The sequence below is a fragment of the Silvibacterium sp. genome, assembly GCF_047605705.1.
In the GTDB taxonomy this organism is placed as follows: domain Bacteria; phylum Acidobacteriota; class Terriglobia; order Terriglobales; family Acidobacteriaceae; genus Silvibacterium.
Genome location: NZ_JASGFD010000029.1, coordinates 21,956 through 38,236, shown reverse-complemented (window position 1 = coordinate 38,236; position 16,281 = coordinate 21,956). Strand labels below are relative to the sequence as shown.

The window sequence follows — 16,281 nt, the reverse complement described above, 5'->3', positions numbered from 1 at the left end:
CCTATAAACAAACTTTCAAAGTTTGAGGTGTACCAACTACTCAAGAAGCAAGTGACGAAGGCGCTAGGGCAAATCAAGAGCGCAAACTCTGGTAGACACGCAGATATGTTTCCGCAGTTGCCGACCAACTGACATCCTGTACATGCTTGAGCGCAGAACCGGCCAGCTCCGCGCGTTTCTCTGGCGAGGCCAGCAGATCGTGAACGAGAGCTGCGAGCGCTTCAGCATTCTCCGGATCGTCGACGACTGCGAGGCTATCGCTAAAGCTTCGCGCAGCACCTACGTTGCGGGATACCACTACGGGAAGCCCGGCAGCCATGGCCTCGACTGCGACCAGGCCGAAAGGCTCATACAACGAGGGGAAACAGAAGAGATCAACCGAGCGCATGAGCGCGGCCACCTTCGGCGTTTTACCCAGAAAGTGCACCCGGTCTGCGATACCGAGACTGCGGGCCTGCTCCGGAGCGGGGCTTCCATCGATAGCGCCAGCCACAGCCAGATGCACACCGGGCAAGTGGGGCAATGCGCGCAGAAGCGTGCCAAGATTTTTGCGCGGCGTGCGGATATCGCCAACGAAGACCAGCATCGGCACACCTTCCGGCAACCCAAAGGCTGCACGATCCGCAGGGCCCGGGCGAAATTCTTCTGTATCGACACCGTTCAGGATGACTTCAATACGATCCCTGGACACACCCAGAGCCGCGACTTCTTCGGCGATGATGTCCGACACGGCGATCACCTTGCCCGCGGATCGATACGCCAGCTTCTCCCAGCGCGCATTCAACAGCGAAAAAGTCCGCTGGTACAGCTGGTATGGCTTGAAGCCGCGATAGGGATAGAAACGGCTGCCCATCCACGCCGTGTGGACAAAATGCGCGGCAACGATATCGCAGGGCTCCCAGGTGATAAAGCCGTTCGCCTGGATGAGGTCAAATTCATGCCTGTGGCTGCGAATCCATGCAGCGCTGTCATAGGCAAAGCCAAGATTTTTTGCAAGCTGAGTGGGCCAGCCTTCGCGCCCTACCTTCACGACAGTCACATTTGGATGGCAGGCGATCTCATCAGAACAATGCGCAGTCACGAGCGTCAGCCTGACGCCACGCTGAAGTGCGGCCAAAGCAACCTCGTAATTAACACGACCCTGCCCATCGTTTTTCTGAAAACGATGGGCGACCATGGCCAGGCGTAAAGTCGAGAGATCGGCCGCCTGGATGGGCTCGACCTGCGAAGGTATAGCAGATGTCGTCAAAGCAAAGGATCTTTCAGGATTCAGACCGTTCGTGGAGCACTGTTATTCGTGCTTTTTGACAGGAGCTACTGGACGCGACCGGTACCGCAGCGGGGGTCAGTCTCAGTGTACCAAGCAAGAGCGACTTTTGTTACGTAAGTTATGTAAGCTTCCTGCTGACGGCACAGAGCAGAACTGCGGAATCGCTCACCCGCAAATCGAGCGCGCCGGTGGAAGGAGCATCGCCCATCACGGGAATGCCCCAGGCGTAAGGCGGCAGGTCGCCGGTCCATCTTGCGGGGCCTGAAGGCTTGAGCGATGCCGCGGCGGCGATCTTTGGCGCCGCAGCCGCAGCTTCGGAGGGCGATCCGAAGGTGGCAGCCCACACGGCGTTGCCGTAGGCCCTGCGATGCAGGCCGTTTGCGTAGTTCTGGAATGAGGCGATCTGCCCGGCTCCGTCCCACTGGCCTTTCTGGAAGTACTTGGCCTGCCAGATGGAGCGGGGCATCACGCCGGCGTCGGCCAGCGCGCCGCGATACTCATCCTCGGCAACCTGGGTCAGCGCGATCCGCTGCAGAGAGCCCAGCGTGGACGGTACAGTCGCGGGCACGCCAAAGCCGGGAGGGAGCGGATCGCGATCGAGCAGGGTGGGCGAGGTGCGCTTCCAGCCAGGAGCGGCGACCAGTCCGTTGACGAGGCTCTGCTTCAGGAAAGCATCGACCGCCAGACCGACTCCGGCGCGGTCGGTCCCGGTGAGGGTCACCCATTCGCATTCATACGGCGACTTCACAACATCCGGAGAATGCAAGAACGGGTTGCGATCCGCTTCCAGGTAGCCGATGGATCCCTGCAGGTGACCGAATCCAAAGGCATAGATGGAGCGGGAGGCTGGGTCGATCTTCGCCTCGCGCTGCCATGCCTGCACCAGAAGCGGGTCATCCGGGAGCGCAATCAGAAGGACATGGTTGTAGGCCAGCTGCGGCTGAGCCGGAAGTGCGCCGGGAGCAGTGGGAGCATGAATGAGCGATTGCCCGCCGGCAAAGGCCTGCAGGAGCGGGTGCCGCGGAGCAGCGGCTTCGATGGCACGGCGGTAGGATTCCCCTTCTCCGCCGAGACGGGGATCGATGTAGAGGAACAGGCCGCGCTGAGAGGGCGAGGTTGGGATCGCGCCGGGAACGGCGCCCCAGGCTACGGGCGGCCCCGGGAGAGCGACAGCGGCCGCTGTGGCAGTGGCGATCTCAAGGAATCGGCGGCGATTGATTGCAACCATCAGGCCTCCCGCACGGCGATGAGCGCGCCGTCACCGGAGCGCATGGGAACTGAGATCGCCCAGAATGCGCCCGCGTCGGACACGGTTAACGTGCTGTGATCGTTCAAGTTAGCTGCCGAGGCGTGCCGCATTCCGGGCGATTTGCGGAGCCGCACGGTGGCCATTCTCGCCTGCTCCCGCCAATCTTCGACGACGATGAGCTTGAGGTCCTGGCAGCGGAAGCCATAACCGGTGAAGCCCTCGGAAAAGATGATGGGGACTTCAAGCGCCGGGATGAGCTGGGCCGCGAGCTGGAGCGCCTGCGGGTGCGTGAGGCCAGTTGCGGGCGTTTCGAGCAGGAGCGTGTTGGGATGGGCGAGCAGAGCAGCGGCAGCCGGAGGAAGATCCTTACGCCGGGCAAGGACGGCAACCCGGACGCCCTGCGCCTGCACGCGAGCGAGCCCGGCGAGCTCTACCGGACTGAAGTCCTGCAGATTCAGCACGATCAGCGATGCGCCGGGGGTCGGCTTCCAGGCGGCCAGGGTGGAAGCGTTGGTAGAAAACGGGACGCTTATACCGGCCTCGGCGAGAGAGCGGAATGCCTCCATGAGGAGAGGGATTTCCGCGACGGCCGAGGGATCATTGCCGTTCCAGCGAATCGATCGCGGATCGGCATTCTTTTGCGTGCTGATCACCAGGCCCGCGCCCAGCGGCGATTCCGGCTGGAGCAGGTTGCCGCGCTGCTGCAGGTACCACCATTGCTGATACTCCCCGGCGGTCAGGACATAGGACGTGCCAACGTTGTCTCCAAAGCCGTAAGAGACCGCCCCACCGTAGGTTCCGCCATCCCATACGAGACCGCGCCAGAGATAGCCATAGAGCATGCGTCGCTGGGGCTCGGTGGTTCCTATGGGAACGTGCCACTGCCAGTTGTTGAAGACCGAAGAGACGAATCCCCAGGCCACCAGGCCGTTAATCTGCCAGACAGGATTGAACGCGAGGCTGGCGAGCGTGCGCCCCGTGGTGAGGGTGGGACTGTTGCTCTCCATGCCCCAGGTAATGTCGTCGTTCAGACCGCGAATGGTCTTCGCCAGCTCGCGGCCGGCGGCTCCTGCGACAACCGGCAGGCTCTGCCCGTAGAGCACGACCTCTTTACCAGCGGCCTGAAAGGCTCCACGGATACACCTGACGGCGTCGACGTAGCGGGTCAGCTGCCAGGCCTGCCATTGGTCCTCGTGATCGGCATGAATGGAGGACTCGACCTCGGCGTGCGTGCGGCCACTGAGGCCCTTCCCGCTGTTCTGGCGGAGGTAGCTGTCAAAAGCGACATACTCCTGCCAGCTGTTGCAGCTGTTGATGTCCGGACCGAGAACCCAGCGATCGGCGAAGGTGACGCGGATCAGCGGAGAGGTCGCCCAGCCGCCCTGCGCCTTCATGTACCGCACCAGCCCCGAGACGCATGTCTCGAAGAACATTTCCCCGTTGCCAAACTCACGCCATGGAATGGAGTAGTGCTGCATGTTGGTTTCGGTGGCGTAGAGGCGATTCGCCTCGGTACGCGCATGGGGGCGAATCTCCTTGAACTGGCGGCTATAGGCCCAGATGAGATCGTCCGGATGGCTCCAGCCTCCCAGAGGCTCCGAGGTTCCGGTACCCAGGGGAATGAACTGCGCAAAGCCCCTGGTGACGATCATTCCTGTACCCAGCACACCTGGTCCGTTGATCTCATCGATGCTCTTCAGGGTCTTTCGCGGCACGATGGAAAGAACCGGGGATGAGCCTGTGACCGGATGTTCTTCGCCAGCCGGGTGAAAGACCGCCTCAAGCCGATGGACGCCGGGAGCCGCTGCATGCGGCAGCGAGACGGAGAAATCCTGCTGCGGCGTGTCACCAGCATGCAAAATCATCTGCCGTGAAAGCACCTTCAAGCTCTGGCCCGAGAGCGCATCCACAAGCGCCACGGTTAGCCTGCCTTGCAGGGAAACGGCAGCGGGCTGGACTGCTGTATCCCAGCCTTCGATGCCGACCTCTCCGAGTTGCGGCTCCTGGCGCGGGTGGCCTGCCCGGGTTGCGACCCAGGGCATTCGCACCGTCATCACCGATCCCGTGCTCGCCGGTGGAAGTGTGATGCGAGCCTGCCCCATCCCTTTGGTGAAGGCGGCATCGAGGTCGTCCACTGCGGCGACCTGGCGTCCATCCAGCTCGACGACTGCGCTGCCGGGATTGTGCAGCTCAGCGGCCGCATAGCCGCCATAGGAGCCAAGCAGGGTCACCGCCGAGATCCGCGCCTTTTCCGGCAGGGTAAACCGCAGCGCATTCTCGACGCCGGGCTTGCCGCTCCAGGTTCCATAGCCCTGGATGTGATCGATAGGAGGCCGCCGGAAGGTCGCACCTCTATCGTTCAAGGCCACCACGGACGCATTGTCCGGCTGTGCCAGATCCTGGACCTTCGCGTAGGGCGCGAGATTCCGGCACTGAAAACTGAGCTTTACATTTCCATGGACGGTGTCCCCTGGCCGATATGCATAGGCGCCAACCGGCGTGCCCATCCTGCTGCGGAAGCCGTCCATCGTATCCGCGTCGGGCCCGGAAAACGGAGGCGGCACGTGATAGAGATTGTCTGTTTCGACGCGGACCCTGAGCACCGGCGATGGCGACGGAGTCCGCTCTTCGACCAGCAGGGAGGAGCCATCGGCGGAGAGCAGCCCGGCGCGGACAAGCAGGCTGCTTTCCGCTTCATTCCACTCAAGTCCCTGGAGGGTTGGAGCAGGCAGTGGCAGATCCAGCACCGTGGGGCGCCCCGCAGGCAGGCTCAGAGGCTTTTGCAGCTCTCCCGCACCATCGGCCAACATGGCGCCATCACGATCGACCACGCGCATGACCAGTTGTACGGGCAGTGCTTCATGAGAGGGGTTATCGATGGTGAGCCGCACCGCACCCGGCGAGGGAAAGCTCATGGCAAGCGATGGCTTCACCACGGGCAGGCGGGATGGCACAGCCTCATCCGCAGCGAGCCAGCTTACTACGCCTCGCCAGAAGGCCTGCGCGGCTGCTGATTCTCCGAGGGCGACGACGCTGGTGGCGAGCATCGCAACGCGGCCCGCGCCGTAGCGGCCGGTCACCAGTAGCGGCGAACGCGCGAGGTCGCTGTAGCTGGCGCGGACCTTCCACTCGCGATTGAGCAGCGGGCGCGACCAGAGATCGGTATTCGGCGCCACATCGACGCCGGTGACCGGATGCTGCAGGCGATAGCGCTCATAGCGGGCCTGCCCACGCTCAACCGCGGAGACGGGACGGATATCGACACCGAGCGGCGCAGCCAGCCCTTGAAGATCGGCGCCGTGAAAGAAGGCGGGATCGGACACCGTAACAGGCGTGGGATCGTGCGGAGCGTGAGGAGATGGACGCTGCTGCGAGGTCCAGCCCGTGGATGGAAGCGCCTCACTGAACCAGAGAGCGGTGTGCCCTGGAAAGGTACGAAAGGTGAAGAGCAGGCGGCCGCCGGTTCGCACGCGATTGATGAGTGCGCCCGCGCTCTGCACTTCGAGAGACTTTGCTACGGCTTCCGTCGCTTCGAAAAGTATCAGATCTGCATCTGCCGCCTGCTTGCCTCCAGGCTGGAGGCCAACCGCGGCACAGGCCTGCTGAAGAGCTTTGCTGGCAGGAGAAAGATTGGAGAAGAAAGTCTCTACTGGCACTCGCGCTCCTTTCCGCATATTGTATGAGTATGGCTCTCTGCAACGAGGGCTTCGCGTTCTGACGGTTTTTACGCGATCGTCATCCTTCTTGTCATCGCCGTCTGTCACGTCACTGGCGCGCGAACAGATTTGGATGGAATCGACACTTACTTCGTTCTCTCCAGCTCTCTAATCACCGGAATCCTGGTGCGCAGCGATGTGTCGCTACGCTCATCATGAAGGGAAGAGGCATTTGAATCACACGGCTGACGCCGAACTGGAAAAATCAACTCCCATCGCTCAGCCAAAGCGCGGGGAGCTTACGGCGCATCGCGCTCCGTTGCCGGCGCTTACCGGTATCCGCTTTTTTGCGGCGATGTATGTGGTATTTTTCCACTCGCATTTTCCAGAGACACTGGATCAGCACCACTGGTTCGCGGCGGCACAGCTGATCCGGAATGGACTGCTGGCTGTTCCGCTGTTTTTCATGCTCTCCGGCTTCATCCTGAGCTACACCTACGAAGGACAGATCGCGAAACCGACGGGTTACAGGCGCTTCTGGGAGGCGCGGTTCGCGCGCGTGTGGCCGCTCTATGCCGTGTCGCTTCTGCTGAGCAGCATAGTCAATCACACAACGCCACATTCCATTCCCCTGGCTGCTGCCACCATTCTCATGGTGCAGTCGTGGAATCCGTTTGATATGGGAATGGCGGCGACGTGGAATTTCGTCTGCTGGACTCTTTCCGCTGAAGCGTTTTTTTATCTTCTCTTCCCGCCGATACAGACGTGGCTGGAAAAGCGCCGCACCGCAACATTGCTTGCAGGATTCGGTCTGATGGTCGCGGTTGCAGCGCTGGGAAAGACCGGCGGGATCAACTATGCGGATACGCGCGGCCTGCGATATCTACCGCTCGCGGTTATCCATCTGCCTGAGTTCCTGATTGGGGTATGCGTGGGCAATCTCTTCCTGCGCAATCGAGTCAGGCGGATCGCATCCTCGCTGCCGGGACGAGGCATGGTCACCATTCTTCTCGCGATCATCTGCGTGTGGCTGCTCTGCGAGCCTCTGCTTGGCGCGGCGGCATGGACAGCACTCGGCTTTCCGCTGCTATTGTTCGGCCTCGCAGCCGAACGGTCACCGCTTCAGCGCCTGCTCTCTTCTCGCGCACTGATCATCGGGGGGCAAATCAGCTTCGGGATCTATCTCCTGCAGTGGCCCTGCAAAGCCGCTGTGGCTTCGCTTTGCGACCTGGCCCACATCAGCTCAGTCGCAGAGCGATTTGTGGTGGACTGCATCGTGCTGATTCTCGTCTCCACCGCGGGCTTTTACGGTGTTGAGGAGCCTTCGCGCAAAGCTATCCGCAAACTGTTTGCCCGCAGAGAACAGACCACCCCACGTCCGCTCCGGAGCCATGCATGAGCAAGCCACTCGTTGACGCCGCAGCCAGGCGTATTGCATGGATCGATATCGCGCGTGGAATCGGCATCATCCTTGTCGTCTACGGTCATGTGCTGCGCGGCCTTATCGGCGCGCACCTGATTTCGGCCGCAAATCCGATTTGCGCGTCGGACTACACGATCTACACCTTCCATATGCCCTTGTTCTTCCTCCTGGCCGGATTGCAGGTGGAGCGCTCTCTTTCGAAGGGGCGAGCGCCGTTCCTGAAGAGCAAGCTGATGACTATCGTCTATCCCTATCTGCTGTGGTCATGGTTCCAGCTCGCGGTCCAGATGCTCGCACCGAAGGGCTCGCTGAACACGGTGCATCCTCCCATCACATTCGTTACGATCCTGTGGCGTCCGGTTGAGCAGTTCTGGTTCCTGTATGTCCTCTTGATCTGTCATTTTGTAGCGTTTGCGACAAAAGCTCGTCGCGTATGGCTCATGCCTTTTGCTGCAATCGGCATCCTGGTAGCGGTTTTGATCGCCATTGGCAAACTTGCTTCAACACAGTGGGTTGGTTCGGTCGCCCCGTGGCTGGTTTTTTACATCGCAGGGATCTTCCTCAGCCGCCCCATTCTTTTGTGGAAGCCCCGCAAGGGCATCGCCATCCTGTCAGCTCTCATTTCTGCAATATGCTTCGCCTTTTTATCCATACTTTGCAGCATGCTCTCTCATTCTGACGCCAATTCAATCTTTTCCTGGCCTGCTACTGCGGCTGGACTACTAATGACGATTAGCTTCAGCCAGGTTTTGGCAAGCGCCGAGTTCGGTCTGACCGACTGGATGGGAATCCTAGGGCGCGCGTCCATGACGATTTATATTTTCCATGTACTGGCAGCTGCAGGAACGCGAGCGGCCCTAGAAAAGGCGCACATCGGGAGCTGGGAGCTGCAATTGCTCTTAGGCACATGCGCTGGAGTCTGCCTGCCGCTCCTTCTGCACATAGTATTGGACAGCCTTAACTTCTTACCCATCTTTGGGCTTGGGGGAAGACGCAGCAACGCTCGACCGCAGCCCAATCTGACACCACTTGTAAAGGCTTAAGGCAAGAACGACCAACTATAATCGGTCCGACTGCTTCGTGATACAGATGATTTCTTCCATTTCGTTGCCAAAACTCCCAGCTCGTCTATGGCTGTCAGCTATTCCGCGGACTGTGAAGATCCTTGGAGGAGCTCTAGTGGTGCTGCTCCTAGGTCTGTGGCTTATCTTTCATGGCTTTTACAGTTTGGTTGCCGCAGCAATTTATCTTTCATTGTTCCTCCTTATTGCTTATTGGGATAAACCACTCAGCCTTGTTGTTGTGGCTGCATTCACATATCTTCTTGGTGACCTGCGTCGCATTTTGATTTTTACGGGAGAGCTCCCAAAGCTAGATCCATTGTTGCTTGTGTCACCAGCCTTTGCGCTCCTGCTGGTTTTGCCGGTACTCATGGACCTTAAACTGCGAGATCCGGTTCAAAAAGCAGTCTTGGGACTCATGCTCGTCATGACTTTGGAAGTCTTTAATCCGACACAGGGGCCTGTGATTGTCGGAATCGGCGGAGCCATGTTCTACCTGGTCCCTATGTTCTGGTTCTGGCTCGGATGGAGATATGGGTCGTTAACCCTACTCCGCCGCTTAATTTTCGCTGTGCTGGTGCCTCTCGGCACCATTGCCGCCATTTTTGGTGTTATCCAAACATATGTCGGCTATCTACCGTGGGAAATGGCTTGGCTTGATCAGGTCGGATCCAAGATTCACTCCATGTATTTGGGTGCTGGCGTTCTCAGAGCGATCGGTTTTTCCGTAAATGGAGTGGAGTTCATGAGCTTGCTTATGACCTCTCTCGTCGCATGTGTTGGATTGTTCTTCGCTGGCAAACGGCCATACTTGCTACTTGCTCCTTTATTGGCATTTGCGCTTTTTCTTTCTTCCTCGCGAACGTCTGTCGTATTTGCTCTTTTTGGTATGGCAATCGCATGGTCCGTCAGCAGCCGCAATCCTAAAGTCTGGGTACCTCGATTGGTCTTCGCTTTGGTGATTGGAGTCGGAGCACTTGGCTTTGCCGTCAGTCATGCCGCGCAGTCCGAAGATGACAGCGCAGCCGGTGGCGACAATTCTGCCGCAGGCCTGTCAACACAACATGAAGTGGAAGGGCTCGCCCACCCGCTTGACTCTAAACACTCAACTGCCGGCAAACACTCCGAGATGTTCTTAGGAGGCATCATGAACGGCATTCACTCTCCTCTCGGCTGGGGGCTTGGATCTGCCACATTGGCTTCGGGCAAGCTGGGAGGCGATGAGTCGGCTCATGGCAGTTCAGAAATGGACATCAGCGATTTGTTCACTACAACTGGCATCATTGGCGGATGTCTCTATCTTTATGTCATTTGGCTCATTACCAAACGCACTTCGTACTTTATTCAAAGGGCTCCAAAAGAACTTGGATTGCCAATGGCCGCTATCCTCGCTGGTCTTTTCGGAAACTGGCTCGGGCTAGGACGCTACGGTCAAACGACCTGGCTTTGGTTGGCGATCGGCATAGTATGCCGCTACGGAAGCATAGCTGAGCCCATGAAGAGTCAGGCGAGGATCGAAGCATAAGCCGCAAGATTACGCCAAGGGTAATCACGATTCGCAGTTTCTGCGCAACGCGCTCAAGCAATCCGTTCGAACTGACAACTAATCAAGCTAAAGGGATTGTTGACGATGGCATTTGATTCCAGCCTGGCGATTTGTATCTGCACCCGGCACCGGGCGGACGATCTGCGGAAGGCACTGCAGTCTATTGCCGATTCTCCGCGGCGGCCGGATCAGGTGATCGTGAGTGACGATGGGCAGGATGGACGCACCTCGGAGGCTGTGGTCGCGGAGTTCCCTTTCGCGTTCTATCAGCGCGGGCCTCGCATTGGCCTGGGTGCCAATCGCAATGCCTGCCTGGCCGTGGTGAAGACGGCCTTTGTCTGCTTTATCGATGACGATGTTGTTCTGCCGCCGTCCTTCGTGCCGCTCGCGTATCAGCTGTGCGAGGCGAACGCGCAGCGGTCTCCGCAACCGCTCGTCTCCGGCATTGAGTTCAAGCACGTTACGCCGGGCGAAGCACCGATACGCATCGAGCCGCATAATGCCGACTTCTGGGGCTTCCAGCGCGTAAAGCCGACAAGCGAGCTCAAGGCCATGGTGATTAACTCCGGCATCTTCCCCATGGAGTTATTTCGCAAGGCGCAGTTCGATCCGCTGCTTCGTTATGGCTCGGAAGAGATCGATATGATCCGCCATGCGTATTCGCTGGGCTATCGCGTTGAGTTCAAGCCTGAGCTGTGGGTGGATCATTATCCGTCGCCGGTGAACCGCGATGAATATGCAAGCGTGGTCGATGCGTCGCGCATGTACACCACAGCCAAGGACTACCTGAAGTATCAGAAGAATTTTGGCCGCTTCCTCTTTTTCAGCATCTTCGCTCCGTTAAAGCTCGCGCTCGCGTTAACTCGCCGCTACGGACTGAAGGGACTTACAGCGTCCATCCATGCAACCACACTTGCATTACAGTACGGCGCAAGATCGAACTCTTAGTTTCGCGTTCGCTGTTGCGCGGTACAGATCAAATTCAAGAAACGGATCGTTAAAGAACTCCGGATAGACTGGTGTCAGCCTATGAGCCTTAAGCGCAATACCCTCTACAACCTTCTCGGTGCAATCACGCCCATGTTTGTTGGCATGGTCACCGTACCGCTGTATCTCAAGACAGTCGGGGACGCGAGATATGGCGTACTGGGTCTTGTATGGCTCTTTCTAGGCTATTTTGGCCTCTTCGATCCTGGCATCAGCCGCGCGGCCTCTTATCACATTGCGCGCCTGCATAAGCCGGAGCAGGCGAAGGAACGCGAGAGCGTATTCTGGACGGCGCTTCTTGTAAACATTGGTTTCGGCTTGGCCGGTGGCATTGCGGTCTATCTCGCTGCACGCCCTCTGTTTATGTCGACTTTTAAAATGCCGGAGTCTATGCGCGGAGAGGTAATGGCAAGTCTGCCCTGGCTTGCAGCATCGGTTCCCGTTGCGATTGTGACCGGCGTTATTGGCGGAGCGCTACAAGCCCGCGAGCGTTTTGGCTCCTACAATATCGTTGGTGTGTTCAACGCTATCTTTACGCAAGCGGTCCCGCTTGCCGTAGCCAAGCTACACGGACCCGACCTAACGTGGCTCATCCCAGCAGTCCTCCTCACGCGTATGATCGGCGTGATACCGAACTGCGTGACCCTGCTCAAGGCCATGCCGCTTTTCCAGGGTGGCGGCTATGACAGCAAGCTGGTCAAAACGCTCTTCTCTTATGGTGGCTGGATCACTCTCACGAATCTGTTGAACCCAATCCTGAGCTCGGCCGACCGCATGCTGATCGGTAGCGTACTCAACGTTCAGGCAGTTACCTACTATCAGGTTCCATTCAACCTAGTGAGCCGCGCATCGGTCATCCCCGGCTCATTGCAGAACAGCTTGTTTCCGAAGCTTAGCCAGACGCAGACGGAAGAAGAGAGCAACGCGCTTGCCTATAACGCGCTCGCGGCTCTCACCGCCGTAATGACGCCGCTGTGCATTATCGGCATCGCGGCGATGCCGATCTTCATGCGCTTGTGGATTGGCCATGAAAGAGCGGAGCACACCTGGACCATCGGCGTAATTCTACTCATCGGCGTGTGGCTCAACTCCCTGAGCTACATTCCCTACGGTCAGCTGCAGGCGATGGAGAAGCCCGGCGTCGTAGCCAAGTTCCATGCGATTGAGTTAGTACCATTCCTCGGTGTGCTCTGGGTTGGCCTTCACTACTATGGACTCATCGGCGCGGCCTGGGCGTGGACGCTTCGCATGGCCATCGACTCGATCCTGCTCTTTGCCGTAGGCAGCAAGATCAAAGGATGGCCGCGCGTGCTGGTGGGCCTTGGTCTGGTGCTGATCGCCACACTCTTTCCGCCGCAGCAGATCCTCTCCGTACGGATGCTGATTGAACTTGTGATCATCGCGGTCTCTATCGTGTGGTCGATGAAGCTGAGTCCCACGGTCGGGAAGCTTCTGCTGGCACGCTTTGGCGCGAAGAGCCGGCCGCAACAGGCGGCAGCATGAGCACTGGTACACACACTCGCCCTGCCAAGGCGAACTCCGAACTTACCATCTCTATCTGCATAGCCACATACAACGGCGCGCGCTTCCTACGGGATCAGCTCGACAGCCTGGCCCGACAGACTCGCCTGCCGATGGAGATCGTTATCACGGACGACCAGTCGAGCGATGCCACGGCAGAAGTGATCGCAGAATTCGCCAAGACTGCTCCATTTCCTGTCCACTTTCATCGCAACGAGAAGCGCCTTGGCTACGGCGATAACTTCATCAAGGCTGCCGAGTTATGCCAGGGTGACCTGATTTCCTTCTGCGATCAGGACGATGTGTGGATGGAGAACAAACTTGAGCTGTGCGCTGAAACCTTCCGCGATCCTGGCGTGATGTTATGCGTGCACTCCGGTGAATTCTGGGAAGGCGGCAAAGAGCGCACGAACCGGCGCATCCCCGAATACCCGAGGCGCGCGACGTTCGAGCCTTCCGCTATCTATCCACTACAGGGATCGTATGGCTATGCCATGGTGATACGGCGCGAGCTGCTTCATGTCGCGAACAACCATGACCGCTTCTGCTCGCTACCCGGCGAAGACCAGATGTCGCACGACCGGTGGATCTGGTTCCTGGGCACGATCTTTGGAAAGACCGTTCTGTTGCCCGACGTGCTTGCGCTTTACCGACAGCACGGCAACAACACGATCGGCGGCGTGGCGACTGGATTGAACGACTCTCTTGCCGGGGCATCGAAATCGCGCAATGAAATTCAAAGAGCGCGTATCGAAGAACATGCCGTCGAGTATCTCGACAAACTTGCAGCGCACCCTGTCGCCGAAGGCACCGGCCCGCTGGCTGCGAAAGCCGCACGCGTGCTGGAACGCAGTGCAAGGTCGAACCGGACACGGACAAGGATCTTCGAGGCAAGCTCCGGCCTGCTGACGCGCCTCAGCGCATTTCTCAAGCTCAGTACGTCGGGAGGATATGCTCTTCCCTCGCTGCGATGTGGCCGCACTGGACAGGATCCGAATCGCTCCCCGCTGCGTGGCATGTTTCGCGATCTTGGTTTCGGCGTCTTCCATGCCGGCACACTACTTAAAAAATAAGAACCCTGCCGGCTTGGAAACATTCAGCGATCCGCCTTCCAGTATAAGCCGGGCATAGCAAGAATATGAAGTTTGGGCTTTACGCCCCACATAACATCGATTGGCAAGGAGTTTTCTAGTGCATATTTTGCTTTGCTCTAACTGGTTTTCCCCAAGTTTTGGCGGAGTTGAAACGGTATCGAAAGTCTTAGCCGAAGAGTTTACACATGCGGGCCATCGCGTAACCGTTGTCACAAGCAGCAAAGGACCTTCTGCTAAAGAAAGCGGCGTTCCGTATGAGATTGTTCGCAATCCGTCTCAGGCAGCGGTATTCGGACTTGCAAGAAGTGCGGACGTTCTCATGCAGAACCTTATTTCACTCCGCACCATTGGACCACTTATCGCAAGCCGCAAACCCCTCGTCGTAACTCACCAGAGCTGGATGCGTCGGCACAGTGGACGTCTTGGCCCGGAAAATCGACTAAAGCGTCTTGCTACACATTTTTGTTATAACGTCTCTATTAGCCGAGCGATTGCTGATTCGCTTCCAGTGAAATCCGAAGTAATCGGAAACCCCTTTGAGGCGTCAGAATTTGATCACCTCCGCGAAATCTCGAAAGATCGAGACATCGTATTCTTGGGCCGTTTGGTGTCTGACAAGGGATGCGATCTTCTTTTACATGCCTTGTCCCGCCTAAAGACACGGGAACTAACGCCAACATGCACCATTATCGGAGATGGGCCTGAGATGCCTAAGCTGCGGTCCCTAGCAGAGCAATTTCAATTGGATTCTCAAGTTGAATTCAAGGGAGCCATGCGAGAAGGTCGTGGAGAAGTTGTAGCTCGGCATCGGATCATGGCTATCCCATCTGTCTGGGCAGAACCTTTTGGCGTTGTTGCACTTGAGGGAATTGCTTCACAGTGCACTATTGTTGCCTCCAATCAGGGAGGTCTTCCTGACGCGGCCGGCCCGGCGGGATTGTATTTTCCAAATGGCGACGCAAACGCCATGGCCGAGCAATTAGAGAAGCTCCTGATCGATAGAGAACTTCAACAACGCTTAGTTTCTAATGGCCAGATTCACCTCCAAGAATTCCAGCCTGCGTTCATCACTAGGCGTTACCTATCTTTCTTCGAGAAGCTATTAAATAAGTAGTTCTCCCATCGATCCCATATATGAATTGGGCATCAGAGATGCCGCTTCCCATATGGCTTTCTGCTATTTTTCCAAATTAAAGCCGATCCAATCGGATGCTGTGTAGCAAAGAATTTGCCACCTACTTTAAAGATGCCCATCCATGAATAAACGAATTCTCGAACTTGACGGCCTGCGCGCAATCGCTATTTTGCTAGTTTTTGGCGTCCACTACCGCGGCTTTTCCAGTTTGTTCTGGAAATTGCCCACATATGGATGGGTGGGGGTAGATATATTCTTTGCCTTGTCCGGCTACCTCATTACGAGGATCCTTCTCAGCTTACGTCATAAAAACAATGCGTACACGACTTTCTATTCGCGACGCATGATTCGCATTGCCCCGCCTTACCTGGTTGCGACTTTGGCTGTACTACTTCTCAGCTTCGTGGCTCGACACGCTCTTGCACCTGGTGCATTTTTATTTCATCAAGCATTTTTTCTGCAAGCGTTCTACTCGAACGATTTCCACTTTCTCTATGACTTGCTTAATCATCCTCGCTACTATCTGACACACATCCCTAGTCTCATCCCGCATTTGCAAGCAGGGGAGGTGGGTCTAGCACCAAAACTCTCCTCTGCGACAAGCATTTATTGGTCTCTTTCAGTAGAAGAGTATTTCTATATACTCTGGGCTCCCATCGTGCTTCATTTTCGCAGAAGCATTGTCATAGGGTTTGGTATCGCGGTATGCATTATTTCTGCCTGGATCCGACTTGAGTACGGACAGATGGCTGCATATCTCTCCATTATCACCAGGTTCGATGCATTGCTATACGGAGCGTTGCTGGCAATCTACTTTGATTCGCTTTCGCTTAGCCGGACGCGCTGGATTGAGCGCGGATTACAAGCCACAGCATTTGTGGCTGCATTTGCAATTGCGCTAATCGTATTTGCCATCCATCCTGTGCCCGGAGCTGACGTTCGACAAGCGCCATTATTTATTAGCCTAGGGCTCACCTTCATATCCATCGGTGCAGCGAGTATTATCGGGCTGCTCGTACTAAGGTCAAACTCCGATTGGTGGTTGAGCCGGCTGCTTCGTACTCGACCATTCCAATTTATTGGCACCATCAGTTATAGCATGTATCTCTTCCATATGATCATTGCCTTTGTAGTGGATAGAGCTATAACGGCAACGCACAAGCAGCCTCACGAAATCATAAAGGCAATCCTATCCATCGGATTGACAATATCCATGGCGTGGCTTTCCTGGCACTTCATCGAAAAGCCTTTGCTACGCTGGAAAGATCGTCGCTTCCCGGCTGTCAAAGTAGCTGAGCCATCGCTGAACTAATGATGGGGGCCTTAAGACTGGAAGAAG

The 16,281-nt window shown here is 57.2% G+C and carries 11 protein-coding genes; 8 read left to right on the top strand and 3 right to left on the bottom strand.

Annotated features, from left to right (window positions below):
• Window positions 1-73: 73 nt before the first annotated feature.
• The 3 genes from QM649_RS11970 to QM649_RS11960 all read right to left on the bottom strand — a co-directional run bounded on the left by QM649_RS11970 (window position 74) and on the right by QM649_RS11960 (window position 6,175).
• Complete coding sequence (locus tag QM649_RS11970) at window positions 74-1,249, bottom strand: glycosyltransferase family 4 protein (protein WP_415199276.1); 1,176 nt, start codon at window positions 1,247-1,249, stop codon at window positions 74-76.
• A gap of 139 nt (window positions 1,250-1,388) precedes the next feature.
• On the bottom strand, window positions 1,389-2,498 hold the full coding sequence (locus tag QM649_RS11965; protein WP_415199275.1) for a hypothetical protein: 1,110 nt from the start codon (window positions 2,496-2,498) through the stop codon (window positions 1,389-1,391).
• Window positions 2,498-6,175 (bottom strand): hypothetical protein, encoded by a 3,678-nt coding sequence (locus tag QM649_RS11960; RefSeq protein ID WP_415199274.1) that lies wholly within the window; start codon window positions 6,173-6,175, stop codon window positions 2,498-2,500. Before QM649_RS11960 ends, QM649_RS11965 begins: the two co-directional genes overlap by 1 nt.
• Window positions 6,176-6,407: 232 nt before the next feature.
• On the opposite strand from QM649_RS11960, the gene QM649_RS11955 reads away from it, so the two are divergent.
• The 8 genes from QM649_RS11955 to QM649_RS11920 all read left to right on the top strand — a co-directional run bounded on the left by QM649_RS11955 (window position 6,408) and on the right by QM649_RS11920 (window position 16,254).
• A complete protein-coding gene (locus tag QM649_RS11955) occupies window positions 6,408-7,574 on the top strand; it encodes an acyltransferase family protein (protein ID WP_415199273.1) in 1,167 nt (388 codons plus the stop codon).
• The gene (locus QM649_RS11950; protein WP_415199272.1) at window positions 7,571-8,641 is read left to right on the top strand and encodes an acyltransferase family protein; all 1,071 of its coding nucleotides are present in this window, start codon (window positions 7,571-7,573) and stop codon (window positions 8,639-8,641) included. The genes QM649_RS11955 and QM649_RS11950 overlap by 4 nt, the downstream gene beginning before the upstream one ends.
• A gap of 136 nt (window positions 8,642-8,777) precedes the next feature.
• On the top strand, window positions 8,778-10,184 hold the full coding sequence (locus QM649_RS11945) for a hypothetical protein (protein ID WP_415199271.1): 1,407 nt from the start codon (window positions 8,778-8,780) through the stop codon (window positions 10,182-10,184).
• A 105-nt stretch (window positions 10,185-10,289) separates the two neighbouring features.
• Window positions 10,290-11,153, top strand: a complete 864-nt coding sequence (locus QM649_RS11940) for a glycosyltransferase family 2 protein (RefSeq protein WP_415199270.1) — start codon at window positions 10,290-10,292, stop codon at window positions 11,151-11,153.
• Window positions 11,154-11,234: 81 nt separating this feature from the next.
• Entirely contained in the window at window positions 11,235-12,695 is a 1,461-nt protein-coding gene (locus QM649_RS11935; RefSeq protein ID WP_415199269.1) for a flippase, read from the top strand.
• A complete protein-coding gene (locus tag QM649_RS11930) occupies window positions 12,692-13,786 on the top strand; it encodes a glycosyltransferase (protein WP_415199268.1) in 1,095 nt (364 codons plus the stop codon). The genes QM649_RS11935 and QM649_RS11930 overlap by 4 nt, the downstream gene beginning before the upstream one ends.
• Window positions 13,787-13,904: 118 nt before the next feature.
• The gene (locus QM649_RS11925) at window positions 13,905-14,921 is read left to right on the top strand and encodes a glycosyltransferase family 4 protein (RefSeq protein ID WP_415199267.1); all 1,017 of its coding nucleotides are present in this window, start codon (window positions 13,905-13,907) and stop codon (window positions 14,919-14,921) included.
• 142 nt (window positions 14,922-15,063) lie between these two features.
• Window positions 15,064-16,254 (top strand): acyltransferase family protein, encoded by a 1,191-nt coding sequence (locus tag QM649_RS11920; protein ID WP_415199266.1) that lies wholly within the window; start codon window positions 15,064-15,066, stop codon window positions 16,252-16,254.
• The last annotated feature ends 27 nt before the right edge of the window (window positions 16,255-16,281 follow it).

Bases quoted from the DNA above. Each gene is read 5' to 3' on its own strand.
- QM649_RS11950 (WP_415199272.1), top strand. From the start codon at position 7,571: ATGAGCAAGCCACTCGTTGACGCCGCAGCCAGGCGTATTGCATGGATC.
- QM649_RS11930 (WP_415199268.1), top strand. From the start codon at position 12,692: ATGAGCACTGGTACACACACTCGCCCTGCCAAGGCGAACTCCGAACTT.
- QM649_RS11940 (WP_415199270.1), top strand. From the start codon at position 10,290: ATGGCATTTGATTCCAGCCTGGCGATTTGTATCTGCACCCGGCACCGG.
- QM649_RS11935 (WP_415199269.1), top strand. From the start codon at position 11,235: ATGAGCCTTAAGCGCAATACCCTCTACAACCTTCTCGGTGCAATCACG.
- QM649_RS11920 (WP_415199266.1), top strand. From the start codon at position 15,064: ATGAATAAACGAATTCTCGAACTTGACGGCCTGCGCGCAATCGCTATT.
- QM649_RS11965 (WP_415199275.1), bottom strand. From the start codon at position 2,498: ATGGTTGCAATCAATCGCCGCCGATTCCTTGAGATCGCCACTGCCACA.